The 18,236-nt window shown below is 66.8% G+C and carries 15 protein-coding genes; 5 read left to right on the forward strand and 10 right to left on the reverse strand.

Annotated features, from left to right (window positions below):
* Positions 1 to 158: 158 nt before the first annotated feature.
* The 8 genes from B2W55_RS29175 to ubiE form a co-directional block, all read right to left on the reverse strand.
* On the reverse strand, positions 159 to 881 hold the full coding sequence (locus tag B2W55_RS29175; RefSeq protein ID WP_024584346.1) for a nucleotidyltransferase family protein: 723 nt from the start codon (positions 879 to 881) through the stop codon (positions 159 to 161).
* A 125-nt stretch (positions 882 to 1,006) separates the two neighbouring features.
* Entirely contained in the window at positions 1,007 to 1,327 is a 321-nt protein-coding gene (locus B2W55_RS29180) for a PilZ domain-containing protein (protein WP_024584347.1), read from the reverse strand.
* A gap of 98 nt (positions 1,328 to 1,425) precedes the next feature.
* Positions 1,426 to 2,949: a tRNA (adenosine(37)-N6)-threonylcarbamoyltransferase complex ATPase subunit type 1 TsaE gene (gene tsaE / locus B2W55_RS29185; protein ID WP_024584348.1), complete on the reverse strand. Its 1,524-nt coding sequence runs from the start codon at positions 2,947 to 2,949 to the stop codon at positions 1,426 to 1,428.
* On the reverse strand, positions 2,946 to 5,456 hold the full coding sequence (locus tag B2W55_RS29190) for a sensor histidine kinase (protein WP_024584349.1): 2,511 nt from the start codon (positions 5,454 to 5,456) through the stop codon (positions 2,946 to 2,948). Before B2W55_RS29190 ends, tsaE begins: the two co-directional genes overlap by 4 nt.
* A 320-nt stretch (positions 5,457 to 5,776) precedes the next feature.
* Positions 5,777 to 6,235 (reverse strand): dUTP diphosphatase, encoded by a 459-nt coding sequence (gene dut / locus B2W55_RS29195; protein WP_024584350.1) that lies wholly within the window; start codon positions 6,233 to 6,235, stop codon positions 5,777 to 5,779.
* Complete coding sequence (gene coaBC, locus B2W55_RS29200; RefSeq protein ID WP_024584351.1) at positions 6,232 to 7,656, reverse strand: bifunctional phosphopantothenoylcysteine decarboxylase/phosphopantothenate--cysteine ligase CoaBC; 1,425 nt, start codon at positions 7,654 to 7,656, stop codon at positions 6,232 to 6,234. Before coaBC ends, dut begins: the two co-directional genes overlap by 4 nt.
* 65 nt (positions 7,657 to 7,721) lie before the next feature.
* Positions 7,722 to 9,296 carry a 2-polyprenylphenol 6-hydroxylase gene (gene ubiB, locus B2W55_RS29205; RefSeq protein WP_024584352.1) on the reverse strand — a complete coding sequence of 525 codons (1,575 nt, stop codon included), beginning with the start codon at positions 9,294 to 9,296 and terminating at the stop codon, positions 7,722 to 7,724.
* Entirely contained in the window at positions 9,293 to 10,054 is a 762-nt protein-coding gene (gene ubiE, locus B2W55_RS29210; protein ID WP_024584353.1) for a bifunctional demethylmenaquinone methyltransferase/2-methoxy-6-polyprenyl-1,4-benzoquinol methylase UbiE, read from the reverse strand. Before ubiE ends, ubiB begins: the two co-directional genes overlap by 4 nt.
* A 161-nt stretch (positions 10,055 to 10,215) precedes the next feature.
* Between ubiE and mutM the strand changes: the two genes are divergently transcribed.
* From mutM to ggt, 3 genes are all read left to right on the forward strand, one after another.
* Positions 10,216 to 11,097, forward strand: a complete 882-nt coding sequence (gene mutM / locus B2W55_RS29215) for a bifunctional DNA-formamidopyrimidine glycosylase/DNA-(apurinic or apyrimidinic site) lyase (protein WP_024584354.1) — start codon at positions 10,216 to 10,218, stop codon at positions 11,095 to 11,097.
* A 1-nt stretch (position 11,098) separates the two neighbouring features.
* On the forward strand, positions 11,099 to 11,662 hold the full coding sequence (locus B2W55_RS29220) for a GNAT family N-acetyltransferase (protein WP_024584355.1): 564 nt from the start codon (positions 11,099 to 11,101) through the stop codon (positions 11,660 to 11,662).
* Between the two features lie 108 nt (positions 11,663 to 11,770).
* On the forward strand, positions 11,771 to 13,450 hold the full coding sequence (gene ggt, locus B2W55_RS29225) for a gamma-glutamyltransferase (RefSeq protein WP_024584356.1): 1,680 nt from the start codon (positions 11,771 to 11,773) through the stop codon (positions 13,448 to 13,450).
* 199 nt (positions 13,451 to 13,649) lie between these two features.
* Here the strand turns inward: ggt and B2W55_RS29230 are convergent, their stop codons facing one another.
* Positions 13,650 to 15,011 carry a serine protease gene (locus B2W55_RS29230; RefSeq protein ID WP_024584357.1) on the reverse strand — a complete coding sequence of 454 codons (1,362 nt, stop codon included), beginning with the start codon at positions 15,009 to 15,011 and terminating at the stop codon, positions 13,650 to 13,652.
* Between the two features lie 111 nt (positions 15,012 to 15,122).
* Between B2W55_RS29230 and B2W55_RS29235 the strand changes: the two genes are divergently transcribed.
* Positions 15,123 to 15,923 (forward strand): HesA/MoeB/ThiF family protein, encoded by an 801-nt coding sequence (locus tag B2W55_RS29235; RefSeq protein ID WP_024584358.1) that lies wholly within the window; start codon positions 15,123 to 15,125, stop codon positions 15,921 to 15,923.
* Positions 15,924 to 16,159: 236 nt separating this feature from the next.
* Here the strand turns inward: B2W55_RS29235 and B2W55_RS29240 are convergent, their stop codons facing one another.
* Positions 16,160 to 17,167, reverse strand: a complete 1,008-nt coding sequence (locus B2W55_RS29240) for an aldo/keto reductase (protein WP_024584359.1) — start codon at positions 17,165 to 17,167, stop codon at positions 16,160 to 16,162.
* 122 nt (positions 17,168 to 17,289) lie between these two features.
* On the opposite strand from B2W55_RS29240, the gene B2W55_RS29245 reads away from it, so the two are divergent.
* The gene (locus B2W55_RS29245) at positions 17,290 to 18,210 is read left to right on the forward strand and encodes a LysR family transcriptional regulator (protein WP_024584360.1); all 921 of its coding nucleotides are present in this window, start codon (positions 17,290 to 17,292) and stop codon (positions 18,208 to 18,210) included.
* Positions 18,211 to 18,236: the final 26 nt, after the last annotated feature.

The following is an 18,236-nucleotide window of genomic DNA, read 5'->3' on the forward strand; positions in this document are numbered from 1 at the left end:
CGTAGCAAATCGGGTGAGGGGTTACGGTCTATCGAGAGAGCAAGAGCTCTCACCCGGCTTGCACTAGACGATGCTTCGCATCGCCAAGCGCAATCCGACCTCTCCCCAACTGGGAGAGGTGAACCGAGGCCGCGTTAAGCCGATTCAACCATTCCGCCTTAAGCGACGCTTTCCAGATAGGCTTCCTCCGCGGCCTGGATCGCGTCGGGAGTCCCGACATGCATCCAGACGCCGTCGAGGCGCAGCCCGAACAGCCGCTCCTGCTCGTTGGCGCGATCGAACATCTTCGTCAGCGAGAATTCACCGGCTGGCGCATCGGCGAACAGCGAAGGCTGCATGATCGCGGCGCCGGCATAGACGAACGGCACCACCTGGTTCTCGCGGCGCTTGCGCAGCGCGCCGTCGGGCAGCATCGAGTAATCGCCGCGCCCGCTGTAGCCGATGCTCGAAGCGGTCGGCGCCATCAACAGCAGGATATCCATCCGCGCGGGATCGAACGCTTCCGCCAGCCGGGTCAGGTTGGCGCGCACGCCGTCGATCCACATCGTGTCGGCGTTGAGATGATAGAACGGCGCATCGCCGAGCAGCGGCAGCGCCTTCACGACCGCGCCGCCGGTGCCGAGCACCTGGTCGCGTTCGTCGGAGATGATCACGCGCGGACGGCTGCGGGTCTTGACGTGCTCGATGATCTGGTCGGGCAGATAATGCACGTTGACGACGGCCTCGGTGACGCCGGCGCCGGCGAGCTTGTCGAGCACGTGGTCGAGCAGCGGCTGACCGGCCACGCTGACCAGCGGCTTCGGCATCGTGAGGGTCAGGGGACGCATGCGCACGCCGAGTCCCGCGGCGAGCACCATGGCCTTATGGGGAGTGACGGGCATCTTCCGGATATTCTCGGTCATCATCTCTCATGCGCCGATCCTATCACGGCGATTCGGCAAGCACATCAATCAGACGCCATAGTCATCGGACATGACGGCCGTAAGACGGCAATGACGACCCTGGCCTAGACGTCGGCAGCCTGCGTGCCGCGCCTGGCAGTTTTCTTCTTCTTGTCGCCTTGTTTGAGGAAGTTGACGCCGATCTGGTCGCCATTGACCCACGCCAGCTCGCAGCGGCGATAGGCCAATCCTGTGGACGACAGCAGGAGGAAAAATTCTTTCAGGGCGAGACCCTCGACCGAGCCGTCGACGGTGAGCTTGGCCCCCGTCTCCGACACGTCTTCCATGGTGCAGTCGCGCCGCCAGGTGCCGTCAATGCCCATCATGTGCGCGGCTATGCCGCGCTCAAACGTGACACGATCGCCCCTGCGTCGTTCCGTCGCCATCGTGTGGTCCAGCTCCCGATCCGGCCGCGCCATGGATCAGGCGCGACCTCTGCAACCTTAGGGGGCCCAAGGCTAATAAACGGCTAACAACCCGTAAACTAAGGTACTGGGGGAGGGACGTTGGCGGTGTACCAGTCGCTGAAGGCGGCCAGCGCCGGATGCGCCAGCGATCGCTCGAGATAGGTCCAGATCCGCGGCTGGTGCTTCAGATATTGCGGTTTGCCGTCGCGGCGGTTGAGCCGCGCGAAGGTGCCGAGCAGCCGGGTGTTTCGCTGCGCCGACATGATCGCGTAGAGCTCGGCGAAGGCGGCCGGATCGAAATTCTCGTCGGTCGCCCGTCGTGCCTTGATGTAGCGGGTCAGCAGCGAGAGCTCGAGCTGTTCGGGGACGTCGATCCGCGCATCCTGCAACAGCGACACCACGTCGTAGGCCGCGGGGCCGAGCAACGCGTCCTGGAAATCGATGATGCCGACACGCAGGGTGCCGGTGCGCTCGGCAAGCCAGATGATGTTCGGCGAATGGAAGTCCCGGATCACCCAGGTCTGCGGCGCCGCGGCGGGCTTTTCCAGCAGGCCGCGCCACATTCCGAGGAATTCGCCGCGCAGCTCCTCGCTCGGCTGTACGCCGCGGTCGGGCAGGTACCATTCCAGCATCAGCCCGATCTCGATCAGCCAGGCGTCGATATCGAACACTGGGATGTCGTAGCTCTCGTCCGCTGTCACCGGCAGCCGCGGCGGCAGCGCCTCGCGATGCAACGCCGCCAGCATGTCGACGGCGGCCTCATAGCGCTCGGCGATCGGGTACGGCGGATCACCCTCGATCACGCCCTCCGCGCCGAGATCCTCGGTGATGAGGAAGCCGGATTCGAGATCGATGTGCCGGATCGCAGGCGCCGAGAAGCCCTGCTTGCGCAGGCCGTTGCCGATCGCGACGAACGGCCGGACGTCCTCGGCGAGATGCACTGCCGCGCTGTAGGACCTGCCGTTGTAGATCGCCGGGCCGTCGGGACGGCGCGGCGAATTCATCAGGATGACGCTGCCGTCGTCATTGCGCAGCCGCGCATAGGAACGCGTCGAGGCGTCGCCCGGCATACGCTCGCGCCGGGCGGCGAGGAAGCCCGCGCGCTCGAGGAATTGGCGCAGTGCGTGAAGCCGCGCGACCTTGGCCGCGGCCTTGCCATAGCCGGTGATCTCGGCGGCGCGCGCCGCCGAGCCGAGTGCCGGACGGTGGCTGAGTGCAATGTCGATGCGATCGGCAGGCATCGCGCCCGGCGCGCGTTCCGGCCACTCGATCAGCGCCACGATGTCGTCGGGCAGCGGCGACAGCCCGATCTCCTCGAGCTCGCTCGCATCATTGATGCGATAGAGGTCGGCGTGGACCAGCGCAAACGACGGCAGTTCGTAGCTTTGCGCCAGCGTGAAGGTCGGGCTCGGCACTTCCAGCGTATCGTCGGTGGCGAGGTAGCGGATCAGCGCGCGGGCGGCCGCGGTCTTGCCGGCGCCGAGGTCGCCCGACAGCGTGATGACGTCGCCGGCGCCGATCAACAGCGCGAGGTCGGCCATCAGCTCCGACGTCGCGGTTTCGTTCGCGAGCGCCACCGAGAATGTCGAGGTCGCCGTCATTCCGCGGCGTTGCGATGTGCGGTCTGGTCGATCGGGAAGTCGCAGGTCACGGTCGTGCCCCGGCCGACGGTCGAATCGACCCGCACCCGTCCGCCATGCAGTTCGACAAAGGAGCGGACCAGCGACAGGCCGAGCCCGGCGCCGCGATGCCGCGAGCCATGGGAATGGCTCTCGAACCAGTTGAACACCTTGTCGCGCATCTCGGCCGGAATCCCCGGACCGGCGTCGGTGACCGCGAACACCACGCTGTGCTCGGTGCGGCGCGCGCTGATCGTGACGGTGGCGTCATGCGGCGAGAAGCCGACGGCGTTGGCGAGCAGATTGTACAGCACCTGCACCACGCGCCGCTCGTCGCCGACGAAGACGCCGATGTTGGGCTCGATATCGACCTTGAGGGTGATGCGGTCGGTGGCGAGACGATCCTGGATGCCTTCGGCCGCGGCCTCGATCGCCTGGCCGATATTGACCGGGCCGAGCTCGAGCTTCATCGCGCCGGCGTCGATGGTGGCGAGATCGAGGATGTTGTTGGTCAGCGCCAGCAGCGCGTTGGTCGATTTGGTGACGTAGTCGAGATATTCGGCCTGCTTCGGCGTCAGCGGCCCGGTCGAGGGATCGCTGAGGAAATGCGCGAAGCCGATGATCGTGGTGAGCGGCGCGCGCAGCTCGTAGGAGACATGGTGGACGAAATCCACCTTCATCTGGTCGGCAGTTTCCAGCGCCTCGTTGCGTTCGCGCAGCGCCCGCTCGACGTTCTCGGTGTCGGTGATGTCCTGGAAGGCGAGCAGGGTCTTGCCGTCGGGCAGCGGGATGGTCATGCAGTTCAGCACGCTGCCGTCCTTGCGCTCGAGCTTCAGCGCGACCTGGGCGCGGTTCTCGATCGCGGTGATCTGCTCGCGCAGGGTGCGCCAGGTCAGCGCGTCGTCGAACAGCGGCCGGCACAGCGCTTCCACCTGCTCGATATGCGGCTCGCCTTGCAGCGCGTCGGCCGGCAGCTTCCACATCTTGGCGAATGGCGGGTTGAACAGTTCGGCGCGGCCATTGCTGCCGAACACCGCGACCGCTTCGCCGAGATTGTCGAGCGTCTCGCGCTGCACCCGGGTCAGCCGGTCGTAGCGGCGCGCGAGGTCGAGGCTCTCGGTGACGTTGTCGAACAGATAGGTGACGCCGCCTTCGAGATTCGGCGTGGTGACGACGCTGATGGCGCGGCCGTCGGGCAGGAACCAGGTGTAGGTCTCGGATTCGACCGCGCGATAGGCCTCGTGCAGCTTGGCCTTCCAGGCCCGGAAGTCCGGCTGCTCCGGCAGCTTGCGGTTGGCGCGCAGCCGGTCGAGGACGCTGGAATCGTCGGGGTTGCTGTCGAGGAAAGCCTGGTCGAGGCCCCACAGCCGCCGATAGGACTCATTGTAGAACGTCAACCGGCGGCCGGCGTCGAACACCGCGACGCCGGAGGACAATTGGTCGAGCGTGCGGCGGTGCGCTTCGACCATCCGCGCGATCGCCGCGCGCAGCGCCGCGGCCTCGCTGGCGTCGATCGCGATCCCGGCGCTGCCGCCGTTGAGCTTCAGCGCCTGGACGTCGTAGATCCGCCGCTCGCCGCTGACCACGATCGGCAGCCGCGCGGCATAGCTTGCATTGTCATTGAGCGCGCGGGTCAGTTCGCCGCGCTGGTCGCTTTCCAGCAGTTCGAGATTGCGTTGCAGCGCATCCGACACGCTCTTGCCCTCGGTGGCGCGGACGTAAGCCGCGTTGGCATAGCGCAGATTGCCTTCGAGGCTCTTGGCCCAGATCGGCCAAGGTGCTGCGGCGGCGAAATCGCGCAGCAGCTCGGTCTCCTCCTGCAACGTCTTGTAGCGCAGGTTGGATTCGGCGAGCTCGCGGCGCAATCCGCCGAGCTCGCGGATCCGCACGATGGCCTGGCCGCCGATGGCGCGGCCCATCGCCTCGATCGCGCGGCCGGCCGAGGTCGAGAGGTTGAGCAGGAACGCCTCGCCCTTCTCGCGCAGCGCGTCGACGGCGTGGTCCATCTGCAACGCCGGCTCGGGCGGCAGCCAGGTTCCGAAGGCGAGGACGCGTTGCGGCGAGCCCTCCTGCGACATGACCAGCGAGATGTCGCCCGAGATCTGCGGCCGGTTGTCGCCGGCGGCCCAGGAGATCAGCACCTGCGGCTCGACGAACAGCAAGGCGCGCAGCCGGTCCGATTGCGCCTGCAAATCCGTGATCTCGGATTGCAGCTGCTCCTCGTTGCGGGTCGCGCGCTGGCGGGTGCGCATCAGAAGGATCGCGGCGACGGCGGAGAAGCCGACCAGCGCGAACGACGTCGCGAGGACCGCGACCTCCTGATGGTTGAAGCCGAAATGGTCCGACATCGCCTGGGCCAGCAGGCTTTCGGCGGCGAACGAGGTCCGGGCCGGCAGCAATGCTGACATGGCGAGCCCAAGCATGCCGTCGCGCGCCAGTGAGGTGCATGACAGCAGGGTTCGACGCATTGCCGCGACTACGCCCGACATATGTTGCCCCAGAACGCACAAACCCCAGACATGATCCGGAAAAGAGGAGACCGGTGTTCCCTCACGGCAGACGTATGACGTCTGTCCGGGGATCATGCCCAAGCAGGACCTAATAGCCCGACGAAGACCCCCCGTCGTGCTCGAATCAAACCAGAATAATCCCAACGGGACTCGGCGAGTAAGAGTCCAGACCGTGAACGCTGAATCCGCTGTGAAAAAATGCGGCCGGGTGATGTGGATTTGACGCGAATTGACGCCGTCGTCCTTCGGAGAGAGCGCGCGAAGCGTGACCTCAGGGAGCTATCAGCACAGTTCGCGGTCTAGCGTCCGGTCGAGCCGAAGCCGCCGCTGCCGCGCTCGGTCGCCGACAGCGCGTCGACCGGAACCAGCTCGGCCCGCGTGACCGGCGCGATCACCATCTGCGCGATGCGCTCGCCGCGCCGGATCGAGAACACCTCCTGGCCGTGATTGATCAGCAGCACGTTGATCTCGCCGCGATAGTCGGCATCAACAGTGCCGGGCGAGTTCAGCACCGTGATGCCGTATTTGGCGGCAAGGCCGGAGCGCGGCCGCACCTGGGCCTCATAGCCCGGCGGCAGCGCGATCGTCAGCCCGGTCGGAACCATCTCGTAACGGCCCGGCAGCAGCAGCAGCGGCGCCGACCGCGGCACCGCGGCCAGCAGGTCGAGTCCGGCCGCGCCGTCGGTCTGGTAGATCGGCAGCAGCAGATCCGCGCCATGCGGCAATTGGTGGACTTCGACCTTGATGGTGGCGCTCACGATGTGGTTCCCACTTCTCTTGCGATCCGCGACACCAGCGCAGTCGCGACTTCTTCCTTGGTCATGACCGGCCAGGAGTCGACGGTGACCTCCTTGCCCTCGCGCGAGAGCAGATGGACGGTGTTGCGGTCGCCGCCCATCACGCCGGTCGCTGGCGACACGTCGTTGGCCACGATCCAGTCGCAGCCCTTGCGCGCGAACTTGGCCTTGGCGTTCTCGATCAGGTGCTCGGTCTCGGCGGCGAAGCCGATCACCAGCGGCGGCCGCTTGTCCTTCAGCTTGGAGATTGTCGCGAGGATGTCGGGGTTCTCGACCAGTTGCAGCGGCGGCATGCCGGCCGCGGTCTTCTTCAATTTCTGGCTGCCTTCAGTGGCGACCCGCCAGTCGGCGACCGCAGCCGCGAAGATCGCGACGTCGACCGGCAGCGCGGCCTCGACCCGGTGCAGCATGTCGCGCGCGGACTCGACGCGCATCACGGCGATGCCCTGGGGGTCGTCGAGCTCGACCGGACCGGTCACCAGCACGACCTCGGCGCCGGCCGCGCGCGCCGCGGCGGCAATCGCAAAGCCCTGCTTGCCGGACGAGCGGTTGGCGATGTAGCGGACCGGGTCGATCGCCTCATGGGTCGGGCCGGCGGTGATCAGCACGCGCTTGCCGGCGAGCGGGCGCGGCTGCGGCGGCCGCAACATGCGATCGGCGGCGGCGGCGATCTCGACAGGCTCGGCCATCCGCCCGACCCCGGCTTCGCCGGCCTCCGCCATCTCGCCGGCATTGGGGCCGACGGTGTGGACGCCGTCGCGGCGGAGTTGCAGCAAATTGCGGCGGGTGGCGGGGTTGTTCCACATCAGCGGGTTCATCGCCGGCGCCAGCAGGATCGGCCGGTTGGCCGCCAGCAGCGTCGCGGTGGCGAGGTCGTCGGCATGGCCCTGCGCCATCTTGGCCATCAGGTCGGCGGTCGCCGGCGCCACCACGATCAGGTCGCAGTCCCGCGCCAGCCGGATATGGCCGGCGTCGAACTCGCTCTCGGCGTCGAACAGGTCGGTGTAGACCCGCTCATGCGACAGCGCGCTGGCGGCCAGCGGGGTGACGAATTGCTGGGCCGCCTTGGTCAGCACGCAGCGGACCCGGACGTGCCGTTCCTTGAGCCGCCGGATCAGGTCCAGCGCCTTGTAGGCCGCGATTCCGCCGCCAATGATCAGGGTCACCCGGGGCTCGCCAGCCGCACTGGCGACCCGTGGGGCGGGGGCTGCAACGGTCAGGGAACCGGCGGGCGGCGCCTCGGTGGGCTCCGTACCGCCGTCGGCGAGCTCGCGGAGGATGACCCGGACCTCCTCCTCGACCGAGCGGCCGTTCTTGGCGGAGCGCAGCCGCAGATAGGCCTTCAGCGTGTCGTCGAGTTTGCGGATGGTCAGGCTGGCCATGGCGTGCCCCAGGCATCATGCTCAAACAATGATAGCGATGCTATCACATGATGCATGCATTGCAATCAATGCGCGCGGATGGCGAAGAAGATTCCGATCAGGGCTGCGGCAATGACCCAGAGGCCGACGGTCTGGATGCGTGCCTTCTTGGCCTCGGCGCGGGCCATTTCGTCGATCGAGTCCGACGACAGCATGTGGCCTTCCCGGGTCATGGTCTCGAGCTGCTCCAGCACCGTCACGGCGCGGCTGGCGATCGACGGCAGATTGGCGATGACGCGGCCGAGCTCGCCCGCCCCCGACAGCGCGCCCTGGATGCGCCCGGCCGGGCCGAGATTCTGCGTGATCCATTCGCGCACCACGGGATCGGCGATCTTCCAGATGTCGAGCTTGGGATCGAAGCCGCGCGCCACGCCCTCGACCACCACCATGGTCTTTTGCAGCAGGATCAGCTCGGGCCGCGTCTGCATGTCGAACAGGCCGGTGACCTCGAGCAGCAGCGACAGCAGCTTCGCCATCGAGATTTCCTCGGCGGTCCGATTGTGGATCGGCTCGCCGATGGCGCGGATCGCTTGCGCGAAATTCTCCACCGAATGATGGCCCGGCACATAGCCGGCCTCGAAATGCACCTCGGCGACACGGCGATAGTCGCGGGTGATGAAGCCGAGCAGGATCTCGGCCAGGAAGCGCCGCTCCTTCAGCCCGAGCCGTCCCATGATGCCGAAATCCACCGCGACGAGGCGGCCGGCGTCGTCGAGGAACAGATTGCCCGGATGCATGTCGGCGTGGAAGAAGCCGTCGCGCAGCGCGTGGCGCAGGAAGCTCTGGATCACCTTGCGGCCGAGATCGGGCAGGTCGACCTGGGCCGCTGCCAGGCGGGCGTGGTCGTTCAGCGCGATGCCGTCGATCCATTCCATCGTCAGCACGCTGTGCGCGGTGCGATCCCAATCCACCGTCGGCACGCGGAAGTCCGGATCGTCGCTGGTGTTCTCGGCCATCTCGGACAGCGCCGCCGCCTCGAGCCGCAGGTCCATCTCCATCGCGACCGAGCGCGACATCGTGTTGATGACCTCGATCAGCCGCAGGCGCCGCGCTTCGGCGGAATGCGCCTCGGCCTTATGCGCGACGAAGAAGAAGTCGCTGAGGTCGCGGCGGAAGCGCGCCGCGACGTTGGGCCGGAGCACCTTGACCGCAACCTGCTGCCGTACGCCGTCGCGCTCGACCTCGGCGCGATGCACCTGCGCGATCGAGGCTGCGGCGACCGCGGGGCCGAGATGCACGAAAGCCTGCGACAGCGGCCGTTCCAGCGATTGTGCGATGACGGTCTCGGCTTCGTCCTGCGCGAATGGCGGCAGCCGGTCTTGCAGGCTTTCGAGATCGCGCGCCATCGCGACGCCGACCACGTCGGGGCGGGTGGCGAGGAACTGGCCGAGCTTGAGATAGGCAGGCCCGAGCCTCGTCAGCGCGCGCGACAGCCGCGGGCCGGATTTGGCGGAGCGGCGCTCGATCAGCCGCGCCATTTTCAGCGCGAGCTGCCCGGGCGGCGGCACCAGCGCCGGATCGACGACGCCGAACACGCCTTCGCGCGCAAACACGAAACCGGCGCGGGCGAGGCGCGCGATGTGGGTCAGTGCAGAGATCACAAACGCCAGCCCGAATGCAGCGCCACGATGCCGCCGGAGAGGCTCTGCCATTTCACGCGGGCGAAGCCGGCGGCGCTGATCATCTCGGCGAACGCGTTCGGCCGCGGGAATTTGCGAATCGACTCGACGAGATATTGATAGGACTCGGCATCACCGGTGACAGCGCGGCCGAGCGGCGGGATCACCTTGAAGGAAAACAGGTCGTAGATCTTGTCGAGGCCGGGCACGTCGACGGTGGAGAATTCCAGGCACAGGAAGCGGCTGCCCGGCTTGAGCACCCGATAGGCCTCGCGCAACGCCAGCTCGATCTGCGGCACGTTGCGGATGCCGAATGCGATCGTGTAGGCGTCGAACGAACGATCGGCGAAACCCAGCGTCTCCGCATTGCCCTCGACGAACGACACGCGGTCATCGAGGTGCTGCTTGACGGCGCGCTCGCGGCCGACCGCCAGCATCTCGGTGTTGATGTCGCAGACGGTGGCATGGAAGCCGGTGCCCGCGGCCTTGGCGGCCCGGAACGAGATGTCGCCGGTCCCGCCGGCGACGTCGAGCAGCGCGAACGGCCGGTCGCCCTTCGGCGGGTCGAGCGTCGTGATCATGACGTCCTTCCAGGCCCGGTGCAGGCCGCCCGACATCAGATCGTTCATCAGGTCATAGCGCGACGCCACGCTGTGAAACACTTCGTTCACCAGCGTCTGCTTCTCGCCCAGGGGCACGTCCCTGAAGCCGAAATGGGTGGTTTGCTCCGGCCGATCCATCACTCAGAACTCTTGTTCATCTTGGTCGCGATTTCTTCCCGCGAGCCGGTCCATCTCGCATCTGGCGCGGGACAGGCTTGGTTCGAAAACGCTCCAGCCAAACCATAGCGCGGCGGCCGCAATGGCGCTATCACGTCAGTCCCAAAAGGTGAATGCCTGCCATGCCGGAATTACCCGAAGTCGAGACCGTCCGCCGCGGCCTGCAACCGGCCATGGAAGGCTCCAAAATCCTCAAGGCCGAGGCCCGCCGCAAGGATCTGCGGTTTCCGTTTCAAAAAGACTTTATCGCCCGGCTCGAGGGCCAGACCATCACCGGGCTCGGCCGCCGCGCCAAATATCTGATGGCGGACCTGAACTCGGGCGACGTGCTGCTGATGCATCTGGGCATGTCGGGCTCGCTCCGCGTGCTGAAGCAGGAAGGCGCGGCGACCCCGGGGCAATTCCACCATCCGCGCAGCGACGACCGCGCGCACGATCACGTCGTGTTCCACATGTCCTCGGGCGCGGCTGTCGTGTTCAACGATCCCAGGCGCTTCGGCTACATGAAGATCATCGCCCGCAACGCGATCGAGGATGAACCGCTGCTGAAGGACCTCGGGCCCGAGCCGCTCGGCAACGAATTCGACGCGGCGATGCTGGCGCGCTCCTGCCACAACAAGAAGACCAGCCTGAAGGCGGCGTTGCTCGATCAGCGCGTGGTGGCGGGACTTGGCAACATCTATGTCTGCGAGGCGCTGTTTCGCTCGCATCTGTCGCCGCGGCGATTGGCCGCGACGCTCGCGACCAAGAAGGCCGAGCCGACCGATCATGCCAAGCGGCTGGTCGATGCGATCCATTCGGTGCTCAACCAGGCGATCAAGGCCGGCGGCTCCTCGATCAGCGACCATCGCTTGACCAATGGCGATCTCGGCTACTTCCAGCATTCGTTCCAGGTCTACGACCGCGAAGGCGAGACATGCCGCACGGCGGGTTGCGAGGGCATCGTCAAGCGCTTCACCCAGAACGGCCGTTCGACGTTCTGGTGCCCGAAATGTCAGAAGTGACATGTTCGAAACGCCACGCATCGAGACGCCGCGCCTGATCCTGCGGCCGCTTGCACCCTCGGATGCTCCGGCGATCCAGCGTCACTTCGACAATTGGAACGTGATCAAGACGCTCGCGACCGTGGTGCCGTGGCCCTATCCCGAAGACGGCGCGGAGAGCTTCATCACGCGCGAGCTGGACAAGATCGCGGGCGGCGAGGAAAGTTATCAATGGGTGCTGGTGTTGCGCGCCGGCGCCGGCGACGGCGAGGCGATCGGCAACATCAATTTCCGGCCGCGGGCCGATGGCCGCAAGGGCAATCGCGGGTTCTGGCTCGCCGAGCCTTATTGGAATCAAGGTCTCATGACCGAGGCGATCGCCGCGGTGAATGATTTCGCCTTCCTGACCCTTGGTCTCGATCACTTCCACGTTTGCAACGCGCCGTCCAACGTCGCCTCGCGCCGGGTCAAGCAGAAGACCGGCGCCGAATTCGTCGGCTTCGTCGAGCTTCCGCATCACAATGGCGAATCCAGAGCGGAAAAATGGAAGGTCAGGCGCGAGATCTGGCTGCGCGACCGGCGCTGACACCGCATTTGCGAATGCCGCCATGAGCCGCACGGCGGCTTGACCGCGCATGCGAGGCTGGCGAACATGGCCGCCATCGCTCCCTGCAAGAACGAGAACACAATGGCGATCAGCAGCAATTGGCGCGAACGCGCCGCGACCACCTTTCAATGCGAGAAGCAGCCGGCGACCTCTAGCCGCGGCATGGTGGTGAGCAATCATCCGCTGGCATCCAGCGCCGGCGCCGAGATGCTGGCGGCGGGCGGCAATGCGATCGATGCGGCGATCGCCACTCTGTTCACGCTGACCGTGGTCGAGCCGATGATGGTCGGCATCATCGGCGGCGGCATGGCGCATATCCGCCTCGCCGACGGCAGCCATCGCTTCATCGACGGCCAGAGCACGGTGCCGAAGGCGGTGCGGCCGGATACCTACACCTCGAAGCCCGGCTCGGCGCATGACGTGTTCGACACCGTCGGCAACGAGAATCTGAACGGGCCGAAGGCGGTCGCGGTGCCGGGCTCGCTGAAGGCCTGGTGCGAAACGCTGCGCCGGTTCGGCACCATGAGCCTCGCCGACGTGATGCAGCCCGCGATCAAGCATGCCGCGCGCGGTTATGCGGCGACGCCCTATCTGCACGAGTGCATCACCGACGGCGCCGCGGAGATGCTGAAGGACAAGCCGATCGCGGCGATCTATCTACCCGACGGCGCGCCGCTGAAGCCCGGCGAGCGCGTGGTGCAGGCGGAATATGCCGAGACCTTGAAATACATCGCCGACCATGGCGACAACGCGCTCTACCAGGGGCCGCTCGGCGACGTCCTGGTCGACTACATGCAGAAGAATGGCGGCTTCATCGCCCAGGAGGATCTTGCTGCTTACAAGACGGTCGAGCGCGCGCCGATCCGCTGCGACTATCGCGGCTGGGAAATCCTCGGGCCGCCGCCGCCGGCGGCGTCGGGCGTGCACATCACCGAGATGCTCAACATCCTCGAGGGCTATGACGTCGCCCGCCTCGGCTTCGGCACGACGGAGACCATCCACTATCTCGCCGAGGTGCTGAAGATCGCCTTTGCCGATCGCGAAGCCGCGAGCGGCGATCCCGCCTACATCAACGTCCCGGTGGAGCGGCTGACCTCGAAGGCCTATGCCGAGGAGCGCCGCCGCGCGATCGATGCAGACCGCGCGCAGGCCTGGAGCGCCGGCATCACGCAACTCGAAAGCGCGCACACCACGCACATGACCGCAGCGGATGCGATGGGCAATGTGGTGGCGACCACCCAGACCATCAACAATCTGTTCGGCGCCAAGATCCTGATCCCGGGCCTCGGCACCGTGCCGAACAATTACATGAACCTGTTCGATCCGCGGCCCGGGCACGCGCTGTCGCTCGCCGCAGGCAAGCGCGTCACCACCTCGATGTCGCCTGTCATGGCGCTGCGCGGAGGCAGGCTGGCTTACGCACTCGGCCTGCCCGGCGGCAAGCGCATCTTCCCGAGCGCGATGCAGGCGCTGATCAATCTGATCGACCACGGCATGAGCTTGCAGGAAGCGGTCGAGGCGCCGCGGGTTTGGACCGAGGGCAATGCGCTGGAGGTCGAGCAGGCGGTGCCGGAGAGTGTCCGCGCCGCACTCACCGCCAGGGGTCACAGAGTGCAAGTCGTGCCGACGGTGGCCGGCGGCATGAACGCGATCCAGTTCCACGCCGACGGCACGATGTCTGGCGCCGCCTGCTGGCGCGCCGACGGCACGCCGGTCGGCATCGCCGGTGGTCTCGCGCGGGCGGGGGTGCGGTTCATGCTGCGGTAACGCGGACAAGGCTGTTTGGCAGTTTGAAGCGAGCGCCATCCTCACCGTCGTCCTGGCTTTCGCCAGGACGACGTGTGGGAAGGGCGTGCATGTCATCCCCGCGCAGGCGGGGATCCAGTACGCCGCGGCCTCTCGGCCGAAGCGCAACTGCCTCTGGAATACTGGATCGCCCGCTTTTGCGGGCGATGACAGCTCGAGTCTACTTCCGGACGCAGATTACCCGCACGACCGCGGCCTTGGCATCGGCCGAGCCGCCCGAGGCTGTGACACCATGCGCCTTCAGGAAGTCTCGCACCGTTGCGGGAGCGACCAGCGTCGCCTGCGCTGACGGAGTCGCATTGGTTGCGCCTGCGACCAGGACCGGCTTCAATAGCGCGATGCCGGCAAACTTGCCGTCGCTGTCGAACGCAGCCGCACCGGAGAAGCCGACCGCCGGTGCTGGTGACAGGGCTGCATCTCCGCCACCGCCGATCTGTGCCACCGATGCCTTCATTGTGCTGACGGCAGCAGCACCGCCCTGGTTCTGCGGATCGGCGATCCCGGTGATGTCGAGCGTGGTCTGGGTCGCCTGGCCCGCGATGTTGAGCGGCTTCAGCCCGCGCGCGCCGTAGATCCGCAGCAGCGCGAGGTCGTGATCCTTGTCCTCGGCGACCCGGTCGGCGCTGCCATAGCCCGGGATCGTCAGCGCGACGCAATCGCCGCTCGCCACGCGATCAGTGACGATGGCGCCGTCGTCGCTGACCACGACGCCGGTGCTGTATTCCACCGTCTTGCGCGGCGGCGGACCGGCCTGCGCGCCGGGCGGAAACGCGTTGAAGGCGCTCGACATCGCGATCACCACCGGTTCGACGGTGGTCTGCGTCGCCTGGTCATAGAGAATGGTGAGGACGCGGACCTCGTCGCCCTTCAAGGTGCCGCGCAGATAGAACTTCTTCAGTCCCTGCATGCCCGACAGCACGAAGAAGTCCGGCTTCACCACGGTGTAGTCGATGGTGCGGCCGGCGGGCTGCTTCTTTTCCTGCTCGGCAAGCCTGGCGGTGGTCGGACTGGCTTCCTTGCGCCGGGTCAGCAGCACCTGGACGGTACCGGTCGGCGAGGTCCATTTGGCGCCGGACGCATCGCTGGTCAGCTGCGGCACCAGTTTTGTCGGAATGCCGAGCCGCGCCCCGGTGCCGGGCTCGGTGACGATCCGCCAGCCGACGTTCTCCTGCTTGCGCCGCGCGGTGTCGGCGAGCGCGCCGCGCTCCTGCGGGTTCAGCACGCCGGTCGGCTTGCCGCCGCGGTTCTTCTGGAATTCCTTGATCGCATTGACCATGCGCTCGCTGACGTCGCCGGTGATCGCGCCATTATATTCGCCGACCCAGGCGAGGTCGGATTGCAGCGCCAGCCGCTCGGCCTGCGCCATCGCGCCAGCGGTATCTTCCGGCTTCTGCAATGCGGGGCGAACCGGCACCGTCGTCACGGTCTTCGGCTTGGCCCCCGCGGTCGACGGCGGCGTCATCTGGGCGTGCGCCGCCCCGATGGTTGCGAACATCAACGTTGCCGAAAGCACCGATCTCATGACAAATCCGGAGGGGATGACCGAAACCATTGACGTCCACGCAATTAAGCACATCTGCTTGGTCGGCAACAACCGTGCGTCGGTTCAGGGAACAGCGCGCAGGATACCATCATGCTGAGTGCCGACGAGCTCGAACGCTATGCCCGCCACATCGTGCTGCGCGAGGTGGGTGGCCCCGGCCAGAACGCGCTGAAGCAATCCTCAGTGCTGGTGATCGGCGCCGGCGGCCTCGGCGCGCCGGTGCTGATGTATCTGGCGGCCGCGGGTGTCGGCCGGCTCGGCGTGGTCGATGACGACGTCGTCTCGCTCTCCAATTTGCAGCGCCAGATCATCCACACCACGTCCGACATCGGCAAGCGCAAGGTCGACAGCGCGGCGGCGCAGATTCATGCGCTCAATCCGCATGTGACTTTCGAAGCGCATCCAATGCGGCTCGATGCGGACAATGCGATGGCGCTGATTTCAAACTACGATCTCGTGCTCGACGGCTCCGACAATTTCGAGACCCGCTATCTCGTCGCCGATGCCTGCTTCCTGGCGAAGCGGCCGCTGATCACGGCGGCGCTCGGGCAGTTCGACGGCTCGCTGACCACGATCCGCGCCCATGAGAAGAATGCGCAAGGCGTGTTCAACCCGACCTATCGCTGCCTGTTCCCGGAGGCGCCGCCGCCGGGCACGGTGCCGGCCTGCGCCGAGGCCGGCGTGATGGGGGCGCTGGCCGGCCTCATGGGGTCGATGATGGCGCTGGAGGCGATCCGCGAGATCGTCGGCTTCGGCGAAGGCCTGGTCGGCCGCCTGCTGATGGTGGATGCGCGCGCGATGCGGTTCGAGACCCTGCGTTACGCGCGCGATCCGCAGAACCCGCTCAATGGCGATGCTGCCGTGATCACCGACCTGAGCGGGCATCGGTAGTTCGCTAAAGCGGCATGAGTTTTGATCGGCTGACGCGCCCTCGGTTCACCTCTCCCCGCCGGGGAGAGGTCGGATTGCGCCTGGCGATGCGAAGCATCGTCCAGAGCAATCCGGGTGAGGGCTCTTGCTCTCTCGATAGAGCGTAACCCCTCACCCGATTTGCTGCGCAAATCGACCTCTCCCAAGGGAGAGGTGAATCGTGCTCGTGGCCGGATCGATTCAATCTTCGTTCCGATCTAGGACACTACAGCGGGCTTCTCGCTGTCCATGTGCCGGAGGTGCTCCTCCGGATAGCGTCCGCCCGCGGCGGCACCGGGCGGAAATGCCTCCGCCAGCGCGGCGAGATGCGCCGCGGTCAGCTTCACATCGCGCGCGCCGAGCGCCTCGGTCAACCGCTCGCGGCGCCGCGCGCCGACCAGCGGCACGATGTCGGTGCCCTGGGCCGCGACCCAGGCGATCGCGACCTGCGCAGGAGAGGCGCCGATCTCGCCGGCGATGCCGCGCAGCCGGTCCGCCAGCGCCAAATTGGCGTCGATGTTGCCGGCCTGGAAGCGCGGGCTCATCAGGCGGAAATCCCTGGCGCCGGCATGGTCCTTCGACCAGTGTCCGCTGATCAGCCCGCGCGCCAGCACGCCATAGGCGGTGACGCCGATGCCGAGCTCGCGGCAGGTCTTCAGGATGTCGTCCTCGATGCCGCGCGACACCAGCGAATATTCGATCTGCAGATCGGCGATCGGGTGCACCTTGTGGGCGCGGCGGATGGTGTCGGAGCCGACCTCGGACAGGCCGATATGCCGGATCCAGCCGGCCTTGATCATGTCGGCCAGTGCCCCGACCGTGTCCTCGATCGGCACATTGGGATCGAGCCGGGCCGGGCGGTAGATGTCGATGTGATCGACGCCGAGCCGTTGCAGCGAATAGGCGACGAAATTCTTCGCGGCCGCAGGCCGGCTGTCGTAGCCGAGGAAGCCGTAATTGCGGTCGCGCAGCGCGCCGAACTTGACGCTGATCTGCAGATTGTCGCGGCTGCGGCTCTTCAGCGCCTCGCCGATCAGCATTTCGTTGTGGCCCATGCCGTAGAAGTCGCCGGTGTCGAGCAGCGTGATGCCGGCATCGAGCGCGGCGTGGATGGTGGCGATGCTCTCGCTGCGGTCGGCGGGGCCGTAGAAGTCGGACATGCCCATGCAGCCGAGGCCGAGCTGCGAGACGGGCGGGCCGGTGGAGCCGAGTTTGCGTGTGTCCATGGTGGTGCTCCCTGGATGTGGCGGCGGATCATCCGCCGCCAGAATGACGCGGCTGATATGGGCGGGTTCGTTGCCGGGGTTAAGCTGGACAATCCAGAATAGCTTGTTCACTATATCGAACAATGCAGGATTTCGACCTTCGCGACCTCGACGCCTTCGTGGCGGTGGCACGCACCCGCAACTTCCGGCGCGCCGCGCTGGAGAGCCGCGTCTCGGTCTCGAGCCTCAGCCAGCGCCTGCGCGACATGGAGGAGCGGCTCGGCGTCCGCCTGATGAACCGCACCACCCGCAGCGTCGCGCTGACCGAGGCCGGCGAACTGCTGCTCGCCCGGGTCGCGCCGGCGATGGTCAACGTCGCCGATGCGATCACCGAGGTCCGCGGTCTGCGCGCCGAGCCGTCGGGGCGCCTGCGCATCAACGCGCCGCCGCCCGCGATCGACCTCGTGCTGGCGCCGATGATCGCGCCGTTCCTCGCCAGATATCCGCAGGTCGATCTGGACATCGTCGCCGAGAGCGCCTTCGTCGACATCGTCGCGCAGGGCTTCGACGCCGGCGTGCGCTATGGCGAGCATCTGGCCCAGGATATGGTGGCGGTCCCGCTCGGCGCGCCGCAGCGCTACGCGGTGGTGGCGTCGAGCGAGTATGTCGCAAAGCACGGCCGGCCGATGCAGCCGAAGGATTTGCTGACGCATGCCTGTATCCGCACCCGCTTCAGCAACGGCGTGATCTTCGATTGGGAGTTCGAGAAGAACGGACGCGTGGTGAAGATTTCGCCGCCGGCCAAGCTGATTGCGACGCATCTCGGTCTCGCGCTGCGTGCGGTCCACGATGGCGTCGGCTACTGGGCGACGTTCGAGGGCTATGTCCGCTACGGCGTGAAGTCCGGCGCGCTCGTCAGCGTGCTCGATGACTGGTGCCCGCCGTTCGACGGGCCGTTCCTGTACTATCCAAGCCGGCGCCAGCCGCCACCCGCGCTCGCTGCCTTCGTGGCGTTCGTCGCCGACTGGCGCAAGCAGGCGCGGCGGACGAGGAAGTCGAGCTAGATCCACACCGTCGTCCCGGCGAAGGC

The organism is Bradyrhizobium sp. UBA2491 (assembly GCF_002341725.1).
Lineage (GTDB): Bacteria > Pseudomonadota > Alphaproteobacteria > Rhizobiales > Xanthobacteraceae > Bradyrhizobium.